This window comes from Aeromonas sp. R2-2, assembly GCF_040908355.1.
Taxonomy (GTDB): domain Bacteria; phylum Pseudomonadota; class Gammaproteobacteria; order Enterobacterales; family Aeromonadaceae; genus Aeromonas; species Aeromonas veronii.
Genome location: NZ_JBFODQ010000045.1, coordinates 13,873 through 32,074, shown reverse-complemented (window position 1 = coordinate 32,074; position 18,202 = coordinate 13,873). Strand labels below are relative to the sequence as shown.

Annotated in this window: 16 protein-coding genes, 1 other RNA gene and 1 riboswitch; of the genes, 9 read left to right on the top strand and 8 right to left on the bottom strand. The window is 59.3% G+C overall.

Translation table 11 applies throughout. The annotated features are described in order from the left end of the window. Nucleotides 1-144: 144 nt before the first annotated feature. Together ssrA and smpB are read right to left on the bottom strand one after the other, a co-directional pair. Nucleotides 145-504: a transfer-messenger RNA gene (ssrA, locus tag AB5Z09_RS08200) on the bottom strand. A gap of 166 nt (nucleotides 505-670) precedes the next feature. Then, nucleotides 671-1,159 carry an SsrA-binding protein SmpB gene (smpB, locus tag AB5Z09_RS08195; protein ID WP_005334498.1) on the bottom strand — a complete coding sequence of 163 codons (489 nt, stop codon included), beginning with the start codon at nucleotides 1,157-1,159 and terminating at the stop codon, nucleotides 671-673. 169 nt (nucleotides 1,160-1,328) lie between these two features. Here smpB and AB5Z09_RS08190 point away from each other — a divergent pair, with 169 nt between their 5' ends. Together AB5Z09_RS08190 and AB5Z09_RS08185 are read left to right on the top strand one after the other, a co-directional pair. Beyond that, on the top strand, nucleotides 1,329-1,763 hold the full coding sequence (locus AB5Z09_RS08190; protein WP_005334496.1) for an SRPBCC family protein: 435 nt from the start codon (nucleotides 1,329-1,331) through the stop codon (nucleotides 1,761-1,763). Further along, entirely contained in the window at nucleotides 1,756-2,103 is a 348-nt protein-coding gene (locus tag AB5Z09_RS08185) for an RnfH family protein (RefSeq protein ID WP_019446547.1), read from the top strand. The genes AB5Z09_RS08190 and AB5Z09_RS08185 overlap by 8 nt, the downstream gene beginning before the upstream one ends. Nucleotides 2,104-2,184: 81 nt before the next feature. Here AB5Z09_RS08185 and AB5Z09_RS08180 read toward each other — a convergent pair whose 3' ends face one another. Both AB5Z09_RS08180 and fadE read right to left on the bottom strand, forming a co-directional pair. Then, on the bottom strand, nucleotides 2,185-3,459 hold the full coding sequence (locus AB5Z09_RS08180) for an amidohydrolase (RefSeq protein WP_139442465.1): 1,275 nt from the start codon (nucleotides 3,457-3,459) through the stop codon (nucleotides 2,185-2,187). 180 nt (nucleotides 3,460-3,639) lie between these two features. Beyond that, nucleotides 3,640-6,096 (bottom strand): acyl-CoA dehydrogenase FadE, encoded by a 2,457-nt coding sequence (gene fadE / locus AB5Z09_RS08175; protein WP_139746759.1) that lies wholly within the window; start codon nucleotides 6,094-6,096, stop codon nucleotides 3,640-3,642. A 256-nt stretch (nucleotides 6,097-6,352) separates the two neighbouring features. Between fadE and lpcA the strand changes: the two genes are divergently transcribed. From lpcA to AB5Z09_RS08160, 3 genes are all read left to right on the top strand, one after another. Beyond that, nucleotides 6,353-6,931 (top strand): D-sedoheptulose 7-phosphate isomerase, encoded by a 579-nt coding sequence (gene lpcA, locus AB5Z09_RS08170; RefSeq protein WP_005353517.1) that lies wholly within the window; start codon nucleotides 6,353-6,355, stop codon nucleotides 6,929-6,931. Between the two features lie 164 nt (nucleotides 6,932-7,095). Then, on the top strand, nucleotides 7,096-7,905 hold the full coding sequence (locus tag AB5Z09_RS08165; protein ID WP_019446544.1) for a class II glutamine amidotransferase: 810 nt from the start codon (nucleotides 7,096-7,098) through the stop codon (nucleotides 7,903-7,905). 291 nt (nucleotides 7,906-8,196) lie between these two features. Then, nucleotides 8,197-8,532: an Hpt domain-containing protein gene (locus tag AB5Z09_RS08160; RefSeq protein WP_005353511.1), complete on the top strand. Its 336-nt coding sequence runs from the start codon at nucleotides 8,197-8,199 to the stop codon at nucleotides 8,530-8,532. 39 nt (nucleotides 8,533-8,571) lie between these two features. Here AB5Z09_RS08160 and yvcK read toward each other — a convergent pair whose 3' ends face one another. After that, nucleotides 8,572-9,486, bottom strand: a complete 915-nt coding sequence (gene yvcK / locus AB5Z09_RS08155; protein WP_005334480.1) for a uridine diphosphate-N-acetylglucosamine-binding protein YvcK — start codon at nucleotides 9,484-9,486, stop codon at nucleotides 8,572-8,574. Nucleotides 9,487-9,599: 113 nt separating this feature from the next. On the opposite strand from yvcK, the gene AB5Z09_RS08150 reads away from it, so the two are divergent. Both AB5Z09_RS08150 and AB5Z09_RS08145 read left to right on the top strand, forming a co-directional pair. Then, a complete protein-coding gene (locus AB5Z09_RS08150) occupies nucleotides 9,600-10,784 on the top strand; it encodes an FIST signal transduction protein (RefSeq protein WP_139463728.1) in 1,185 nt (394 codons plus the stop codon). A 31-nt stretch (nucleotides 10,785-10,815) separates the two neighbouring features. Beyond that, nucleotides 10,816-12,912 (top strand): ATP-binding protein, encoded by a 2,097-nt coding sequence (locus tag AB5Z09_RS08145; RefSeq protein ID WP_368195034.1) that lies wholly within the window; start codon nucleotides 10,816-10,818, stop codon nucleotides 12,910-12,912. 248 nt (nucleotides 12,913-13,160) lie between these two features. On the opposite strand, the gene AB5Z09_RS08140 is transcribed toward AB5Z09_RS08145, so the two are convergent. From AB5Z09_RS08140 to narQ, 3 genes are all read right to left on the bottom strand, one after another. After that, entirely contained in the window at nucleotides 13,161-13,736 is a 576-nt protein-coding gene (locus AB5Z09_RS08140) for an LON peptidase substrate-binding domain-containing protein (RefSeq protein ID WP_005334473.1), read from the bottom strand. A 102-nt stretch (nucleotides 13,737-13,838) separates the two neighbouring features. Further along, complete coding sequence (gene narL / locus AB5Z09_RS08135) at nucleotides 13,839-14,477, bottom strand: two-component system response regulator NarL (RefSeq protein WP_005334471.1); 639 nt, start codon at nucleotides 14,475-14,477, stop codon at nucleotides 13,839-13,841. Beyond that, nucleotides 14,477-16,189 (bottom strand): nitrate/nitrite two-component system sensor histidine kinase NarQ, encoded by a 1,713-nt coding sequence (gene narQ, locus AB5Z09_RS08130; protein ID WP_368195032.1) that lies wholly within the window; start codon nucleotides 16,187-16,189, stop codon nucleotides 14,477-14,479. Before narQ ends, narL begins: the two co-directional genes overlap by 1 nt. A gap of 78 nt (nucleotides 16,190-16,267) precedes the next feature. Next, nucleotides 16,268-16,421, top strand: a riboswitch (molybdenum cofactor riboswitch). On the opposite strand from narQ, the gene moaA reads away from it, so the two are divergent. Both moaA and napF read left to right on the top strand, forming a co-directional pair. Then, nucleotides 16,409-17,404 (top strand): GTP 3',8-cyclase MoaA, encoded by a 996-nt coding sequence (gene moaA / locus AB5Z09_RS08125; RefSeq protein ID WP_368195029.1) that lies wholly within the window; start codon nucleotides 16,409-16,411, stop codon nucleotides 17,402-17,404. Its footprint overlaps the riboswitch before it by 13 nt. A gap of 239 nt (nucleotides 17,405-17,643) precedes the next feature. Next, nucleotides 17,644-18,186: a ferredoxin-type protein NapF gene (gene napF, locus AB5Z09_RS08120; RefSeq protein WP_139493418.1), complete on the top strand. Its 543-nt coding sequence runs from the start codon at nucleotides 17,644-17,646 to the stop codon at nucleotides 18,184-18,186. Nucleotides 18,187-18,202 lie beyond the last annotated feature (16 nt).

Genomic DNA, 18,202 nt, shown 5'->3' with positions numbered 1-18,202 from the left:
CAGCGAGTAATCGCGCTGTGTCCGTTTCACACCTTGTCCCATCGGGTTCTCCATTTATTGGGGGGAAAGGTGTAAACCATATTCAGGACGGGACAGGACAAATAAAAAGGGCCACCTCTTGCGAGGTGGCCCTTTCCAAACGTTTGGTGGAGCTGGGGGGATTTGAACCCCCGTCCAAAATTACTACATCCTTGGCACTACATGCTTAGTCACTCTTTACATTCGCCAACCCGCTGCGGAGAGACACGCCACGAATTGACTAGCTCGATTGGTTTTAATGCTTCCGCCCCGAGCAGGACTTCCACACGATCCTGTGAAGGATGACCTTCCGATTCCCTAGGACACAGGCAAGCTAGGGTAGAAGGGCTCTATGCAGGTTATTAAGCTGCTAGTGCGTAGTTTTCGTCGTTTGCGACTATTTTTTTGCGGTTTATTAACGAGGCCTACCGCACCTCGGCATGCACCTTGGGTTTCGTGAATCTTGTCGAATCCAGAATCAGCCCCAAGTTGTTAATTGCGATTGTACGCAAAAATGCTGTCATAGCAAGGCGTTGATACCCATTCCCTCTGGCAGCCAGTCTGTTTGCCGATTTATTGTACGCAGCTGAGCCTGAAGAGCCAGCTGCGCCGGGGGAAGGTGAACTGGCGTTCTGATCCTGCCAGTCGCAGGTTAGCCGCGATGCTTGTTCTTCATGATGCGGGCTTTCTCCCGATCCCATTCGCGGGCCTTGGTATCTTCGCGCTTGTCGTGCTCTTTCTTGCCCTTCACCAGGCCGATCTCGACCTTGACCCAGCACTGTTTCCAGTAGAGGGCGAGGGGAACTATGGTGTAGCCCTGACGGGCAATCAGGCTTTCGAGCTTGTCGAGTTCACGACGGCTCAGCAGCAGTTTGCGGGTGCGGGTCGGGTCACATACCACATGGCTGGAGGCCGCTTGCAGTGGCAGGAAGCTGGAGCCGAACAGATAGGCCTCGCCATCGCGGAAGATGACATAGGCTTCGCTGATGTTGGCCTTGCCCGCCCGCAGGGATTTGACTTCCCACCCTTGCAGGGACAGACCCGCTTCGATCTTCTCTTCGATGAAGTATTCGTGGCGCGCGGTTCTGTTGAGTGCAATGGTGCTGGACCCGGCTTTGTTTTTACTGTTTTTTTTGCTCATGACGGGCGATTTCCGGCAATGACTAGGAGGCTCGTATTATACGTAGGCAGGGGCGGCTGTAAAACGCGCAGCAGGTCAAGTGGTGGCTTTCTGAGCGGTTTGGCTGAGGTTTTACCTCCACAACCCCAAACATGGTGATAAAATCGCGCCGATTGGATGAGGAAAAGCCATGCCCCGAATTACGCGCAGTGCCCTGGTGATGTTCAGTGCAGAACAGATGTTCAAGTTGGTTAACGATGTGGATGCCTATCCGCAGTTTTTGCCCGGCTGTGTCGGCAGCCGTGTCCACGAGGCTGGCGATGACTACATGATGGCGTCGGTCGATGTAGCCAAGGCGGGGATTGCCAAGACCTTTACTACCCGCAATCAGCTGGATGTGAACCGCCAGATCAGGATGGAGCTGGTGGATGGCCCGTTCCGCAAGCTGGCGGGCTGGTGGACCTTTACCCCGCTTGATGTGGATGCCTGCAAGGTGGAGTTTGATCTCGATTTCGAGTTTACCTCCAAGCTTATCGAGGTGGCCTTTGGTCAGGTATTCCGCGATCTGGTGAGCTCCATGGTCTCCGCCTTCTCCAACCGGGCGAAGGAGGTCTACGGTGTCTGACCAGCTCAATATCGAGGTTGTCTATGCCTTGCCGCAGCAGCAGACGGTGATTGCCCTGCGGGTGGCGCCCGAGACCTGCGTGCAGGCGGCCATCGAGCAGTCCGGCATCGTACAAAAACACCCCGAGATCGATCTGGCGGTCAACAAGTTCGGTATCTACAGCCGCCCGGTGAAAGGGAGCGAGCCGCTGCACGACGGGGATCGTATCGAGATCTACCGCCCGCTCATCGCCGATCCCCGCGAGATGCGCAAAAAGCGCGCCGAGAAGGCCAAAGAGGAGGGGAGAGCCGATAGCGTGACCGGTGGTCGCCCCGATGTGCATCGCAAGCACCGCGAGTAGCGCTCAGGTTTTTCTTGCAGAAAAAAGGCGCCGAGGCGCCTTTTTTTGATCCCGTTAGCCGGTGAGCTTGCCGAGGGGATATCAAGAGAGGGCTGCTTCTGCCACACCCAGTCGTGCACGGGCCCAAGCGGCCAGTAGCTCTACCCCGCTTTGCATCACCCGCTCATCGAAATCGAATTCGTTGTGATGGTGCGGCGCCGCCAGATCGGCCCCCAGGATGAGGTAAGCCGCTTCGCCCCCCTGTTTTTGCACCCGCTCCATCAGAAAACCGGCATCTTCGCTGGCGCCAAAGCGGCGAGTCTGGATAGTGGCGAGCCCCTGCTTGCGGGCCAGCGCCGCCAGCTCGGCCTGCAGCGCCGGGCTGTTGTCGAGGGCAATGGCCTCACCCTGCTTGATGATGCGATAGGTGACACCGTGGGCGAGGGCGGTACCTTCGACGATGCGCTGTACCTGACTGAACATGTAGTCGTTGAGGGCGCTGTCGGCGCCGCGGGTTTCACCGCGTAGCTCTGCATGATCGGGGATGACGTTGCGGCCGCTGCCAGCGTGAAGCTGGCCGACGTTGATGCGGGTCATGCCGTCGCGGTGGCGGGGAATGCCGAGCATGGCGGTGGTGGCCATGCAGGCGGCTGCCAGCGCATTGCTGCCGGCATTGGGTTCGAGCCCCGCGTGAGCGGCGGTGCCCATAAAGTGGACGTCGAACTTGGTGGAGCAGAGAAACTCGGTGGGGTTGATCACCAGCTCGCCGCTACCAGCGTGAATACCGATATGTAGCGAGAGCAGGGCATCCACGTCATCGAGTGCGCCACCGGCAGCCAGCGCCTTGCCACCGCGGCACCCCTCTTCGGCGGGCTGGAAGAAGAGCTTGATGCGGCCGCACAGCTGCTCCTTCATCGCCATCAACTGGCTGGCCAGCCCCATGCCGATGGCGGTGTGGCCATCGTGGGCGCAGGCGTGCATCCACCCCTTGTTGTGGGAGGCAAAGCCCTCCTGTTGCGGCTGGTGTTGTTCGGCGTCGGACTCTTCCACCTCCACCGCATCGATGTCGAAGCGAAAGGCCAGGGTCGGGCCGGGACGGCCGGTGTCCAGCTCTCCCATCAGGCCAGTGACATCGCCAATCCGCTCCAGCCAGTCGGGATGGGCCCCCTGACGGCGGGCGCGAGCCTTTTCGGCCGCCACATCCACATCACGGCCCATCATCAGATTGCTGGCCAGCAGCTTGTCGCCGAGCACGATGCGATAACCGAGCTCGCTCAGGTGGTGGGCAATCAGGCTGGTGGTGCGAAACTCTTTCCAGGCCGCTTCCGGCAGGCGGTGCAGGTCGCGGCGCCACAGGATCAGGTGCTCAAGGGTCATCTTGGCTTCCTTGGTGATTCGATTTGTCGGCTATTGTGCCTTTTTTCCCGGCTGACCACACGGGGGCTGCAGCTGGTCGGGGGAGCTGTGTGTGCGAGTGGTGCCTGTGAGGGCCGAGAATAGTGGTGAGCGTCCATAAAAAAACGCCTCCACAAGGGAGGCGTTGTCGATAGCTGGTTATCAAGCCGCGTGATGGTAAGCGGAGGCTTCAAACAGCTTCTTGTTGGCCACCAGATCGATGGGGTCAAAATCATCGACGTTGATGGTGCGCAGGCGACTTACCTCGGCGCGGCGCAGCAGCTCGGCTTCGCTCTGGGTCAGTACGCCAGCGGCCAGGCCGATGTCGGCCACCTTGTCCAGCGCCATGAAGGGACGCTTGATACCATCGCTCTTGCAGACTTTCTCGAACAGCGGCTCGGCGGCCAGTACGTCATCGAGCGCCTGCTCCAGCAGACCGAACGGGTTGCCCTCTTCGCGGGTCAGATACTGGCCCTTGGCCAGGCGGCTGCGGGTCTCGCTCGGGGTTTGCAGCAGACGGGCCACTTGCTGGTCCAGCTTGTCGCACGGACGGTTCAGGTCACGGCCCAGCGGCAGCACCACGGCACGCAGGGCAAGGCCAATCCAGCGGTTCGGGAAGTTGCGCAGCAGCTCGTCGATCGCCTCTTGTGCCTTGAACATGGCATCTTGCAGTGCCCAGTGCAGCAGCGGCAGATCGGCCTGCTGGCGTCCCTCGTCCTGATAGCGCTTGAGGGCGCTGGAGGCCAGATAGAGCTGGCTCAGCACGTCGCCAAGACGGGCGGAGACCCGCTCCTTGCGTTTGAGCTCGCCACCCAGGGTGCCCATCGCCATGTCTGACAGGAACGCTAGGTTGGCCGAGAGGCGGGAGAGCTGCTGGTAGTAGCCCTTGGTCTGATCCTTGTAAGGGGCCGCGGCAAAGCGTGCGCCGGTGATACCGAGCCAGAAGCTGCGCACCAGGTTGCTGATGGCAAAGCCGACGTGGCTGAATACTGCCTTGTCGAAATCTTTCAGCGCCTGCTCCTTGTCGGGGTGGCTGGCGGCCAGCATCTCCGGCAGTACATACGGGTGGCAACGGATGGCGCCCTGACCGTAGATGATCATGCTGCGGGTCAGGATGTTGGCCCCTTCTACCGTAACGGCGATGGGGGCACCCTGATAGCCACGGGCCAGATAGTTGTTGGGGCCCATGCAGATGGCTTTGCCGCCGTGGATGTCCATGGCATCGATGATGCACTTCTGGGCACGGTCGGTGAGGTGGTATTTGACGATGGCTGAGATGACCGACGGCTTCTCGCCAAGGTCGATACCGGTCACGGTCAGGTTGGCTGCGGCGCCCATGATGTAGGCGTTGCCACCGATGCGGGCCAGCGGCTCTTCAATCCCTTCCATCTTGCCGATGGGCAGCTTGAACTGGCGACGGATGCGGCTGTAGGCGCCGCTCGCCAGGGCCAGCATCTTGACGCCACCGGTGCTGTTGGAGGGCAGGGTGATACCGCGGCCGACCGACAGACACTCGACCAGCATACGCCAGCCCTGACCGGCCATGGCCGGGCCACCGATGATGAAATCGAGCGGGACGAACACATCCTTGCCCTGGGTCGGACCGTTCTGGAACGGCACGTTGAGCGGAAAGTGGCGACGGCCAATGCCGACACCCTTGATGTGAGTCGGGATTAGCGCGCAGGTGATGCCGAGCTCTTCCTCTTCGCCCAGCAGGTGTTCCGGATCACGCAGTTTGAAGGCCAGACCCAGCACGGTAGCAATGGGGGCGAGCGTGATGTAGCGCTTGTTCCAGGTGAGGCGCATACCGAGCACCTCTTTGCCTTCCCACTCGCCCTTGCAGACGATACCGAAGTCGGGGATGGAACCGGCATCAGAACCCGCTTCCGGGCTGGTCAGGGCGAAGCAGGGGATCTCTTTGCCTACCGCCAGGCGGGGCAGGTAGTAATCTTTCTGCTCGTCGGTGCCATAGTGTTGCAGCAGTTCGCCCGGGCCCAGCGAGTTGGGTACGCCAACGGTGGAGGCGAGCACGGCGCTGGCACCGCACAGCTTTTGCAGGACACAGGACTGGGCGTAGGCAGAGAACTCCAGACCGCCATATTTCTTCTTGATGATCATGGCGAAGAACTTGTTGTCCTTCAGGTATTGCCACACCTCGGGGGAGAGATCCGCGCGCTCGTGGGTCACTTCCCAGTCGCTCACCATGCGGCACACCTCCTCGACCGGACCATCCATAAAGGCCTGCTCTTCGGCTGAGAGGGTGCTGACCGGAATGGCGTGCAGCTTCTTCCAGTTCGGGTTGCCCGCGAACAGATCGGCTTCCCACCAGGTAGTTCCCGCTTCAATCGCCTCTTTCTCGGTGCGGGACATCTCCGGCATGATCGATTTGTAGATTTTGAACAGCGGCTTGGTTATTTGATTGCGGCGAAATTCAACCAGATTGAGCGGGATGGCGATCACCGCGAACAGCGCCCATACCAGCAAGGGCACATGACCATAGATGGCGCCAAGCACCAGGGCGGCGCCGGTGACCAGGGTGGAGATGAACAGGGATGCCCGGCGATAGGCCAGGGCTCCGATAACCAGGATCACCCCGAGCAGAGTGAGGGTCGTCGTCATTGCTTGCTCCTTGCGTGTATAAATGTGCCAACGTGGTGTAACTCATCCAGAGGTCTGACCTGTTGGATATGGCCCCTGTTGTAATTCATACGCACAAAGTTATCAAGCTGTTTACATCTTCATTACCTTCTCTCTGTGATCCCCATAACGCTCACGTGCCGCCAGCGCTGTGGCTCGCAGGGGGGCGACTGTGCGATTCGCTTGTGCGAGAATAGCCGAGATCTACACGCACACTAAAAACAGTGGAAGAGACATCATGTACCAAGAATTGATCCGCAATGAACTGACCGAAGCTGCCAGCGTGCTGCAGGCCTTCCTGGCTGATGAGCAGAACCTGAAAAACATCGAAGCGGCCGCCAAACTGCTGGCCGACTCATTCAAGGAAGAGGGCAAGGTGCTCTCTTGTGGCAACGGTGGCTCCCACTGTGACGCCATGCACTTCGCCGAAGAGCTGACCGGTCGTTACCGCGAGAACCGCCCGGGTTATGCCGGTATCGCCATCTCCGATCCGAGCCACCTCTCCTGCGTCTCCAACGACTTTGGCTATGACTATGTCTTCTCCCGCTACGTAGAAGCGGTTGGCCGCCGTGGCGACGTGCTGCTTGGCATCTCCACCAGCGGCAACTCCGGCAATATCCTGAAAGCCATCGAGGCTGCCCGCGCCAAAGGGATGAAAGTGATCGCCCTGACCGGCAAGGATGGCGGCAAGATGGCGGGTCTGGCGGATGTCGAGATCCGCGTGCCGCACTTTGGCTATGCCGACCGTATTCAGGAAGTGCACATCAAGGTGATCCACATCCTGATCCAGCTGGTCGAAAAAGAGATGGTCAAGTAATCAGGCCATAACTACCAGATAAGGGCTGCGCCGGTAGCATGGTTCGCCATCTGCCGGTTGTTGCCAGTCACAGGGGAAGGGATTGCGCCTTCCCCTGTTGTCTGTCGAACCAGCGTGCTGGTCGAACATGACACAAGCCAAATCATGAAAGGAGTCTGCCGGATATGTGCGAACTGCTCGGCATGAGTGCCAATGTGCCGACCGATATCTGCTTCAGCTTTACCGGGTTGATGCTGCGCGGCGGCAAGACCGGGCCCCACAAGGATGGCTGGGGGATCACCTTCTACGAGGGGAAGGGCTTCCGCACCTTCAAGGATCCCGAGCCCAGCGCCCAATCTCCCATCGCCAGACTGGTACAGGCGCTGCCCATCAAGAGCTGCGCAGTGGTCAGCCACATTCGGCAAGCCAACCGTGGCTGCGTGTCGCTGGAAAATACCCACCCCTTTACCCGTGAGTTGTGGGGCCGTTACTGGACCTTCGCCCACAACGGTCAGCTGACCGGCTACAAGAAGCTGCCCACCGGCCGCCACCGGCCGGTGGGGGATACCGACAGCGAACACGCCTTCTGCTGGCTGCTCGACAGGCTAGAGCAAAAATATCCCAAGCGTCCTGCCAACTTTCCCGCCATGTTTCGCTATCTCGCCACCCTGTGTGACGAGCTCAGAGCATTCGGGGTGTTCAACATGCTGCTCTCGGACGGGGAGTATGTGATGAGCTACTGCAGCAACAACCTGCACTGGCTGACTCGCTGTGCGCCGTTTGGCGAGGCGAGCCTGCTAGATGAGGAGGTGGTGATCGATTTTCAAAGCGAGACCACCCCCAACGATGTGGTCACCCTGATCACCACCCGTCCGCTGACCGGCAATGAGAATTGGGTCAAAATGGCGCCCGGCGAATTCAATCTGTTTCGCATGGGGGAGCGGGTGGCGACCAACCAGGTCGCGCTTGAGCAAGATAAAAAAATACCAGGGTAGATACCTACCCTGGTTCTTCGCAGCAGCCATAAAAGGCAAAAGGGATGAGAGGTGTTGCTGAGCATCATCACTCTGACGGCATTGAGTGTTGATCAATTGTTAATTTTTGGCAATCAAGTTGCTGTATTGACGGGCGTTTCAGCATCGCTATTTCGATACCGATCACATTTTTTGCCACTTTATTCCCTGAGCCATCCAATCTGGTGCTTCATCACAGCCTGGTCGTGAGCCACGACATCGAAAACTATCTATAGTATGGTCTGTTTGAATACCGTTCTGGAGGAGCCTCGCATGGAGTGGGTGGATCGCAAGGTGTTGCAGCAGCTGGCAGAGGATATCGGTCCGGATATGCTGCCCGTGGTCATCGCAGTCTTTATTGAAGAGGTGGGCGAGCAGCTGAGTCAGCTCAGGCCCCTCTATGAGCAGGGGGAGTGGGAGGCGCTGGCTCGTGTGGCGCACAGCATGAAATCATCCTGTGGCAGCTACGGCGCCATGCCGAGCTATCAGCAGGTGATGGCGCTGGAGATGGCCAGCAAGCAGGCCGATGTGGCCGAGGCAGAGCGCCAGTTGCAACTGCTGGAAGCCTCCTTGCCTCAGGTGCTTGCGTTTCTTGCCGATTATCAGTAACGGCGCCATGCAGGGATGCCGTGGCGCCGTGACCGTTGCTTAACGCTGGTTGAGCAGTTGCTGGATGATCCGGTCCAGCGCCAGTTTCAGCTTCAACCGATCGTGCCGATGGGGCAGCTCAAGCTCGCCCAGCTCGGCTTCGATCACTCGCCCTTGCCAGTCCCCCGCATCACCCGCGCCCTGTGGGGCCAGGATGGCATCCAGCCGACCCTGACCGACCCGGGACTCCAGCCAGCGACACTGACTCATCAGATCCAGCTGACTGGCAGGGCCGTTTTCCGCCACCAGATTGCAAACGAAAACCAGCATGGCGCTGCTCTCGTTGATGGCCTGGGCGATCTCGGCCAGCAGCAGTGGCGGCATGATGGAGGTGAGAAAACTGCCCGGCCCCAGAATGATCATGTCCGCCTGCTGCAGTGCCAGCACCGCTTCCCGGGTCGCTTGCACCTCCGGCATCAGGCCGAGGGAGAGGGGCGGTGTTGCCAGTTGATCGATGGATACCTCTCCCAGGATCTGGGTGCCACACTCCATATGGGCGCAGAGATCGGTGGGAAATTCAGACATGGGTAGCAATTGTGACTCGATTTTGAGCATGTCACTGATCAGCTTGATAGCATCAAGAGGACGGACACAGAGATTATCGAGCGCCAGCAGCATCAGGTTGCCAAGGTTGTGACCCGCCAGCTCGCCTTTGCCGGCGAAGCGGTATTCGAACAACAGGCTGCCGATACTGGGATCGGTCACCAGCTGGTTCAGGCAGTTGCGCAGATCGCCCCAGGCGATGCACTCCTGACTCTTGCGCAGGCGTCCGGTCGAGCCGCCATCATCTGTGGTGGTGACGATGCCGGTGAGCCGTTGACCGAGAAACGAGAGGGACGAAAGCACTCGTCCCATGCCGTGGCCACCACCGATGGCAACGACCCGATCGAAGTCATTGATGTTTTTTTGCCACATATGGGCGTCCTGTCATTGGTCTCAGTTGACCGCTATGTTAGCAAGGGAAGCGAGATAATTGTTTGATAAAGGTATGATTTTTGCTTGAGGCTGCCATTCGATAAAACAAGGAGATGGTGTTGAAATTTCTGACCGTTCACTCCCTCGCCCAGAATTCATCGCTGGCGGCCCAAGATATCTGCGCGCAGCTGCGCCACCATGCCGATCAGGCCCCCTCCCTGCTGTTACTCTATTTTACCCAAGCCCATGAGGGGGCGATACTGCGCGACGCGCTCAAACGCCAGTTCCCGACGACCCGCCTGCTTGGGTGCAGCTCTTGCGGTGGAGTCATGACCGAGATGGGACACCACGCCCGAGACGGATATGGGCTGGCCGTTGCTGCTCTGTACGATGAGAAAGGGGCATTCGGGGTAGCCGGTGCCAGCGGTGACGGGGTGGATGTGCGGCAGTTGCTGCGCCGAGCCATGAGCGACTGTGGTCGACCGGGCGAGCTGCCCCAGTTGATCCTGTTTCACGCCAGTCCCGGCAAGGAGGAGGGGCTGCTGGCCGGTATCGAGGCCGAACTCGGTGCCTCGGTGCCGGTGGTCGGTGGATCCGCGGCAGATAGCAGTGTCAGCGGTGACTGGCAGCTCTGCTGGGATGAGGCGGTGAGTCAGGATGGCATCGGTCTGGCGGTGCTCTATCCCGATTGCCAGCTGGCTTTTCAGTTTCACTCCGGTTATGTGCCTGCCGAATTCAGCGGCGAGATCACAGCCTGCAACGGGCGGGAGGTACTCACCATCGATCACCAGCCTGCTGCCGAGGTCTATGCCCGCTGGTGCGGGCGCGAGCAGCCCTGGCCGGTAGGGGCGATTTTGCGGGAGACCACGCTCACCCCGCTGGCTCGTCAGGTGGGAGCACTGGATGGCATCCCTTACTACAAACTCTCCCATCCCGAAGCTGTGACCGAACAGGGCGGGCTGCGGCTCTTTACCGATGTGGTGCAAGGGGAGCGTCTGCTGTTGATGTACAGCAGTCAGGAAGGGTTGTTGCAGCGCAGCCTCAATGCCATGCGCGTCGAGCCAGGGTATGGGGTCGATGTGGAATTGCAGCCTATCGGCGCGCTCATCATCTTTTGTGCTGGTTGCCGTTTGGCGCTAGGTGATATGTTGTGCCAATTTGTCGAGCAGAGCCAGGCTCGCCTCGGCAAGATCCCCTTTATCACCCCCTTTACCTTCGGCGAGCAGGGGCGGCTGCCCAATGGCGAGCTGGCCCACGGCAACCTGATGGTATCGAGCGTGATTTTCCTGACCCGTTGAGTCGGCAGAACATAACAGAGCAGGCAACAAGATGATTGGCAACAGTGAACTGGAAGCCCTCGGCGACAAATTGCAGACCACGCTGGTCGACCTTATGCGTTGCCGCGAGCGCGAGGCCAAGTATCGTCACGAGTCCCAGACCCTGCTGGGTGGGGTTGCCACCCTCGCCGATGCCAAGACGCTGGAGCAGGTGCTGGAGAGCCTTATCCAGGTGCTCAAACCCTTTATCGGTTTTGAGCACGCGGATGTGGTGGCTTGGGAAGGGGAGCAGGGAAGTACCCACCTCAGTACCGAGCCGATGCTCGCTGCCCGCAGCTGGCGCATGACCCCGGCATTTGCCCGCGCCATCTCGGGTGAAACCCTGGTGATTTACGATCCCGCCCAGCTGCCTGAGCTGGCGCCGCTGGCGAGCGAGCCGGGCTGGGCCAGCGTGATGCTGACCGGGCTGCAGGCCCCCGGTTTTACCGCCACCCTCATCTGCCGCCACGCTCGGGCGGGTACCTTCGATCTCACCAGCAAGGCCGCCATGGAGCGTTGCCGTCCGCTCATCGCCCAGGCGCTGGTCAACATCACCTATCGGGCCCGCTTGCAGGAGCAAGTCGCGGTAAAAACCGAAGCGCTGCAGGCGAGCGAACGCCGTTTTCGCAGCTTCGCCGCCATGGCCTCTGACTGGTTCTGGGAAACAGATGCCGAGCATCGCCTCAGTTATGCCTCTGAGCCGGGTTATCTGGATGAGATGACCCCGCAGGCGACCCGGCCGACCCTCTATGACTACGTCTGCAACAAGCAGAGCTGCGATGCCCAGAAATACCTGCAGCTTTTGGAGCTGCGCCAGCCGGTGCGAGGGGTGCGGATGCAGGTTGCGCTGCAACACGGCCCCTGCTGGATGGAAGTGAGCGCCGAGCCCTGCTTTGACCATGATGGTCTGTTTATCGGTTATCGCGGCACTGCCCGGGATATCAGCAACCAGATCCGTAGGGAAGAGGAGCTGGCGCGGGCACGGGATGAGGCCGAAGCGGCCAACCGTGCCAAGTCCCAGTTTCTGGCCATGATGACCCACGAGATCCGCTCGCCCATGAATGCGGTGTTGGGGATGCTCGATCTGGTGCAGCATGCCGAGCTGGCGCCGGAGCAACAGAGCCTGCTGCGTCATGCCACCCACTCGGCCAGATTGCTGCAAACCATTATCGACGACGTGCTCGATTTTTCGAAAATCGAGTCGCAAACCCTGGTGTTTCACTGCGAGACCCTGCAACCCGTCCAGCTTTGCCAATCTCTGGTCGAGCCGCTGCAAACCCGTGCCGCGGCCAAGGGGATCGCGCTGGTTTATCGGGTCGATGAGTCGGTACCCCGGGAGTTGCAGGGGGATCCGATGCGTTTGTCACAGGTGATGGGCAATCTGCTGGACAACGCCCTCAAATTTACCGAGCAGGGGCAGGTGACACTGCACCTGGGTTGGCAGGATGAAAAGCTGCTTATCTCGGTCTCCGACACCGGGATCGGGATCGCCGATGCGGATCAGGCGCTGCTGTTTGAACCCTTCTCCCAGGTCGACAACTCGGCCACCCGGCGTTTTTCCGGTACCGGCCTCGGTCTTGCCATCAGCAAGCGTCTGGTGACGCTTATGGGGGGAGAGATCCGCCTGAAGAGCGAGCCGGGCAAGGGAAGTTGTTTCTGGTTCGAACTGCCTGGCATGGCGTTGCCTTGCCATAGCCAGCCGCAGCGGGAGGAGGGGGCTTCGGCACTACTGCCACTGGATGTGCTGGTGGTGGAGGACAGCCCGGTGAACCAGTTGGTGGTGTCGCTGATGCTGCAAAAACTGGTGGGCAAGGTACGGCTGGCAGCCAATGGTCTGGAGGCGCTGGCGCAGGTGGATGAGCAGCTCCCGGATCTGATCCTGATGGATATGCGGATGCCCCTGATGGACGGACTGGAAGCCACCCGGCGCTTGCGTGAGTTGGGATGCACCATGCCTATCGTTGCCCTGACGGCCAATGCGATGGCGGAGGACAAGGCGTGCTGTCTGGCGCAGGGGATGGATGATTTTCTCGCCAAGCCCATCACCTTGTCACGGCTGAGAGAGTGTTTGCAGCGTCACTTTGGTCAGCGGTTGCCGACGCGCGGATAAAAAAAATGGTCAACTTTGTGGGTTGACCAGTTCTTCAGCAAATACTGAAGAGAGCACGGGATAAATCGGGTTGTATCAATCTATATGAAAAATCTGTGCCAACTTTTTTAGACTCTTTTGTGTTCAATTTGGGCCGTTTAGCGCAGCGGCTCTCTCTTGTTATGGCGTTCTGCGTTCCTACTCACTCGCAAAATGCGAATTTCACATTTTCATTGTTGGAATAATTGCATTTTGCAACGCTGTTTTTGTCATTGTGAAATCAGGCGATGCAGAAATTTACGGGCCGCTTCGCTGTTTTGTTTGGCAATCAGCATCTGCTTTTCATAAATCGGCATCGGCAATATCTCGAGCCAGCGTTGGCAGAGCCAGGCGGCATCTTCAAAGCGCTTGTCCGGATAGAGCTCATCAAGCTCCGGATACTGCTCGAACACTTCCCGCAGGCGATTGACCAGCAGCTTGTCGTTGAAATCTGAGTGGGTGCTCGGCCAGTTGGGCAGCATCTCCACCTTGGCCCGGCGCAGGCCCATCTCGTCTGTTTCCATCTCGTGGATACAGAAGCGCTCCAGTCCCAGCACCGTCACCCCCAGCAGGCCATCATTAAGGGTGTAGAAGTCAGTCACCTTGACCCGGGTGCCCACCGGCAGAATGCGGCCGGATTGTCCCGAGGTGGTCGACTCTTCCATCACGATGCCAAAACCCTGATCGTTGATGAATGACTCCTTGAGCATCTGCAGGTGGCGTGGCTCGAACAGACGCAGAGGAAGCTTGCCACCCGGCAGTATGTGGGAAGGCAAGGGGAACAGTGCCAAAGGTTGTAGTTTCATGTTCCATCCTCCATTGAGTAGTTGCTGAATATGACAATGCAGCGACTGTGCCAGAGAATGAAAAAAGCCACCGGAGGGTGGCTTTTCGGCGGTTGAGGGCGCTTAGTTGCGCTGCTCCAGATACATGACAGCCGCTTCCACGCGGCTTTGCGCCTCGAGTTTCTTCAGCAGGCTCTTCACGTGAACCTTGACCGTTCCCTCGGAGATATGGAGTACCGAGGCGACCTGTTTGTTGGATAGGCCTTTTGCAATTTCGCGCAGGATTTGCATTTCGCGACGCGTTAAGCTTTCCAGCTTCTGCTGCAGGTGATCCAGCTCGTAGATGTTTTCGAGATAGGGGCGCAGCGGTTCGCTCAGGATCTGCTTGCCGGTCATCACGTCGGCCAGCTGGGCCAGCAGCAGATCAGGCTCGGTATCCTTGAGTAGGTAGCCGTCGGCACCGGCCTTGAGCAAAGCAACCACATCCTGACGAGCATCGGAGACGGTGAGGATCACCACCCGGGAGGTGATCTCTTCGGCCCGCAGCGCCTTGAGGGTATCGAGGCCGGAGAGCCCCTTCATGTTGAGGTCGAGCAGGATCAGGTCCGGCTCGGACTCTTTGGCCAGCGCCACGGCATCTGTGCCGTTGGAGGCTTCACCGGTCACCTCCATGTTCTCTTCCAGAGCCAGCAACTGCACAATCCCTTTGCGCATGAGGGGATGGTCATCTACGACCAAAACTGTGTATTTCATCTCGTCCATCAGGCGTCTCTCGCTAGACTGGTGGGAAAGGTCAGATGCACGCAGGTGCCTTGTGGTTGCTGCTCGTTGATGGTCAGCAGACCGTGCAGTTTGCTGGCGCGCTCGTTCATGATGCTCAAACCGTAATGGTTGATCGCCGAGCTGGCGAGTCCGATCCCGACACCGTCATCTGAAATCTGAACCTCGATGTTACCACTGGCGAGGGTCTCACAGCTAACATCAATCACTTGCGCGTTGGCATGTTTGATGGCATTGAGCACTGCCTCACGGATCAGTTGCAGAATGTGGATATGCTGGCCCGCCTCCAGGTCGTTGTCGGCCAGTCCGTAATGGAACCGGATTTCGGCCTTGGTCTGGGGTTGCAGCTGATCGAGCATCACCCGGATTGCTTCCCCCAGATTGGCATCGCCAATGGTGAGACGGAAGGTGCCGAGCAGTTCGCGCAGCTGGGTATAGGCATTGCTGAGCCCTTCGTCGATCTGTTGCATCGCCTCCTGCGCTTTCTCTTGCTGCCCCTTGGCGTAGGAGCGCTTGAGCAGGGTGGACTGGATCTTGAGATAGGAGAGGGCCTGCGCCAGCGAGTCGTGCAGTTCCCGGGCGATCACCGCCCGCTCTTCCATCAGCAGCAGCCGCTGCTGTTGCAGCAGAGTCTGGTCTTTGTGCAGCACCTGGGCCAGCAGCATGGTGAAGTTTTTGATCAACCGCTCGTCGATGGGGTGCTGGCTGATGATGTCGAGGCGGCCGAACTCCTGCTCATCCATCTGCAGATAGAAGCTGGCGACCGCATCGAGGTCGCCGGGCCAGCCGGTGCGCCCCGAGATGTAGACCGGCATGGCATTGTGCTCGAAGCGGGTCAGCCGGATGTGGTCGATATGCTGGTGGGCGGCGGCGCGGTCCAGCAGCTTGATCAGCGTGCGGGTACTGAGCGGGGCGGCGTGCAGCTTCTGGGCGGTCGAGTAGAGAAACGAAAGGGTGTCGTTGGCCTGCTGCAGCTTGGCGGTTTTCTCTTCCACCTTGTTCTCCAGCTCCCGATAGAGTTTGCCCAGCTCGTCCGCCATGGTGACAAAGGCGCGCGACAGCTCCCCCAGCTCATTTTCGCCGTGGGCGGGCAGCTGGAGATCGAAATCTTGCCGCTGGATCTGGCGGGCACAGTAGACCAGCTGGTTGAGGGGGGCGACCACCTGCTGGCGAGTGAAGCGCACCGTGAACCAGGCGATGGTGATGATCGCCAGCAGGCCGAGCCCCTCCGCCAGCGCCAGCATCCGCACCTTGAATTCCACGTGGTACTGCATCTGATTGACGAAATTGTCGATGGCTGCCACAAACTGCTCGGTGTTATCGGTGTACCGTCTGGGGGTGCGATCCTCGATGTGCTGGCGCATCACCTGCCATTGGCTAAGCACCTCGCCATAGGTGCGACGCAGGGAGGCGGGCGTGATCCAGCGCTGGGTCTCCTGCAGCTCTTCGGCGTGCAGGGTCTCTTCAAACTGGGAGAGGCGCCCCAGCACGCTGTCGCCCCGCTCGATTTCGTAGGCCATCCGGTAGGCCTGCATCCGCAGCGAACCGGAGAGGTTGATCGCCTTGGCATCGGGTACCGAGTAGAAGAGGGTGACCATGGCGACCAGCGCGATCAGGCTGGCCATGAAGAGGATCAACACCATGGCGCGGCCAATCGCACTGCTGACCGAATGGACCCTGAGCCGTTTTCCCATACTGATGCGCACCTCTGGATAGTGATAAGGACCCCGCAAGATGCGTGGGAGTGTACTCCAACTTGTGTTAGCATCGAAAAACTAGATGAACTCCGAGCGGTTTTGCCTACGTCCTAGCGATAGGGGGAAACCAGCCGTCAGCCGACAGTTGAACACAATCGTCGAGCTGTAAGGGTCAGGAAAGAAATGCCCTGGCCTCCCGTATTTGGAAAGGTGTTTATGTTGCCACTTGAAGATGGTTTTTCCCGTCGTTTTTACTATTTGCGTCTGTCAGTCACCGATGTGTGCAATTTCCGTTGCACCTATTGCCTGCCTGACGGTTATCGCCCCCCCGAAGGTCACAAAGCGGGGCGTCAACCCTTTCTCTCGATTGACGAGATCCGCCGTGTGGTCAGCGGTTTTGCCGCCATGGGCACCCGCAAGGTGCGTATCACGGGGGGCGAGCCCTCCTTGCGCCGCGATTTCACCGAGATCGTCAAGGTGATTGCCACCACCCCGGGTATCGAGAAGGTCGCCATGACCACCAACGGCTATCGCCTCAAGGAGCGGGCCCAGGAGTGGTTTGATGCCGGACTCAACGCGCTGAATGTCAGTGTCGACAGTCTCGACCCGCGCCAGTTTCACCAGATCACCGGTGAGAACAAGCTGGCGGAGGTGATGGAGGGGATCGAAGCGGCACTGGCCGCCGGTTTCAAATCGGTGAAGATCAATGCGGTGCTGCTCAAGGGGCTCAACGACTACCAGCTCGATGCCTTTCTGGGCTGGATCAGGCACAAGCCTATCGAGCTGCGCTTTATCGAACTGATGCAGACCGGCGAGATGGATACCCTGTTTCGTGACCACCATGTCAGCGGCGAACAGATTAAACAGCGCTTGCTGGAGAGCGGCTGGGTGCAGCAGTTGCGGGGCACGGATGACGGTCCGGCGCAGGTATTCATGCATCCGGAATCGCAGGGTGGGGTGGGGCTCATCATGCCCTACAGCAAGGATTTCTGTGCCGGTTGCAACCGGCTGCGGGTCTCCTCGCTGGGGAAGCTGCATCTGTGCCTGTTTGGCGACAACGGTATCGACCTGCGGGATCTGCTCGGCGCAGATGCACAATCCGATGAGCTGCAACAGCGCATTCGCGCGGCACTGGCGGGCAAGAGTGCTACCCATCGTCTCCATGAGGGCAATGCCGGTATCACCCCTCATCTCGCCTCGATCGGCGGATAACCGCAAAAAATCGCCAACGATTAAATAGCAATCCTCACATGGAGGTATTTTAACCGATACCTCCATTTTTATTGCGCTGCAAGGCTTTGATCTGGCGCAAAAATCCCCCCTGTTTATCTCCCTGGTGGTATATCCCTTACCTTGTCAGGGCCGCAATATACACCCACTCTTATAATTGGTATCAAGAATGCCAATCATGGACTCGGACTGTCCCCTTTTTCACCAGAACAGGAGTCAACATGCCGGATGAGATCGATCTTGCCCGCCGCGGCCTGTTCCGGGGGCGGCTGAGAACTGCCGAACCGCCGGTGCAGTTGCCCTGGTCAGTCAACTGGTCGGCATTTGTCGCCGACTGCACCCGCTGCGGGGAGTGTCTGGCGGCCTGTCCGGAGCAGATCCTGGTGAATGGCGAGGGCGGTTTTCCGGTGGTCGATTTCCAGCGTGGCGAATGCACCTTCTGCACCGAGTGCGCCACGGTCTGCAAGGCGCCTGTGTTTCGCCCGACCAGCGAGTCCCCCTGGCACTACAAGGCCCATATCGAGGCCAACTGTCTGGCCAATGGTCAGGTGTTCTGCCAGCGCTGTCAGGACAGCTGTGAGCCCAATGCCATTCGTTTTATTCCGGTGCTGGGGCGTGTGCCCACCCCGACGGTCGAGCCGGATCGCTGTAATGGCTGCGGCGCCTGTGTGCAGGATTGTCCAGTTGGCAGCATCAAGGTCGACGGGCGAGCCGCCCCATCCGGTGGTGCGAGTCAGCCCACCCTCAAGCAGGAGTCAGAATGAGTCAGAAGCCGTGTGA

Coding starts and splice junctions, on each gene's coding strand:
- napF (WP_139493418.1), top strand. CDS start 17,644: ATGCCGGATGAGATCGATCTTGCCCGCCGCGGCCTGTTCCGGGGGCGG.
- narL (WP_005334471.1), bottom strand. CDS start 14,477: ATGGACGAGATGAAATACACAGTTTTGGTCGTAGATGACCATCCCCTC.
- AB5Z09_RS08165 (WP_019446544.1), top strand. CDS start 7,096: ATGTGCGAACTGCTCGGCATGAGTGCCAATGTGCCGACCGATATCTGC.
- AB5Z09_RS08180 (WP_139442465.1), bottom strand. CDS start 3,459: ATGACCCTTGAGCACCTGATCCTGTGGCGCCGCGACCTGCACCGCCTG.
- AB5Z09_RS08190 (WP_005334496.1), top strand. CDS start 1,329: ATGCCCCGAATTACGCGCAGTGCCCTGGTGATGTTCAGTGCAGAACAG.
- smpB (WP_005334498.1), bottom strand. CDS start 1,159: ATGAGCAAAAAAAACAGTAAAAACAAAGCCGGGTCCAGCACCATTGCA.
- fadE (WP_139746759.1), bottom strand. CDS start 6,096: ATGACGACGACCCTCACTCTGCTCGGGGTGATCCTGGTTATCGGAGCC.
- moaA (WP_368195029.1), top strand. CDS start 16,409: ATGTTGCCACTTGAAGATGGTTTTTCCCGTCGTTTTTACTATTTGCGT.
- AB5Z09_RS08145 (WP_368195034.1), top strand. CDS start 10,816: ATGATTGGCAACAGTGAACTGGAAGCCCTCGGCGACAAATTGCAGACC.
- lpcA (WP_005353517.1), top strand. CDS start 6,353: ATGTACCAAGAATTGATCCGCAATGAACTGACCGAAGCTGCCAGCGTG.
- yvcK (WP_005334480.1), bottom strand. CDS start 9,486: ATGTGGCAAAAAAACATCAATGACTTCGATCGGGTCGTTGCCATCGGT.
- AB5Z09_RS08150 (WP_139463728.1), top strand. CDS start 9,600: ATGGTGTTGAAATTTCTGACCGTTCACTCCCTCGCCCAGAATTCATCG.
- AB5Z09_RS08140 (WP_005334473.1), bottom strand. CDS start 13,736: ATGAAACTACAACCTTTGGCACTGTTCCCCTTGCCTTCCCACATACTG.
- narQ (WP_368195032.1), bottom strand. CDS start 16,189: ATGGGAAAACGGCTCAGGGTCCATTCGGTCAGCAGTGCGATTGGCCGC.
- AB5Z09_RS08160 (WP_005353511.1), top strand. CDS start 8,197: ATGGAGTGGGTGGATCGCAAGGTGTTGCAGCAGCTGGCAGAGGATATC.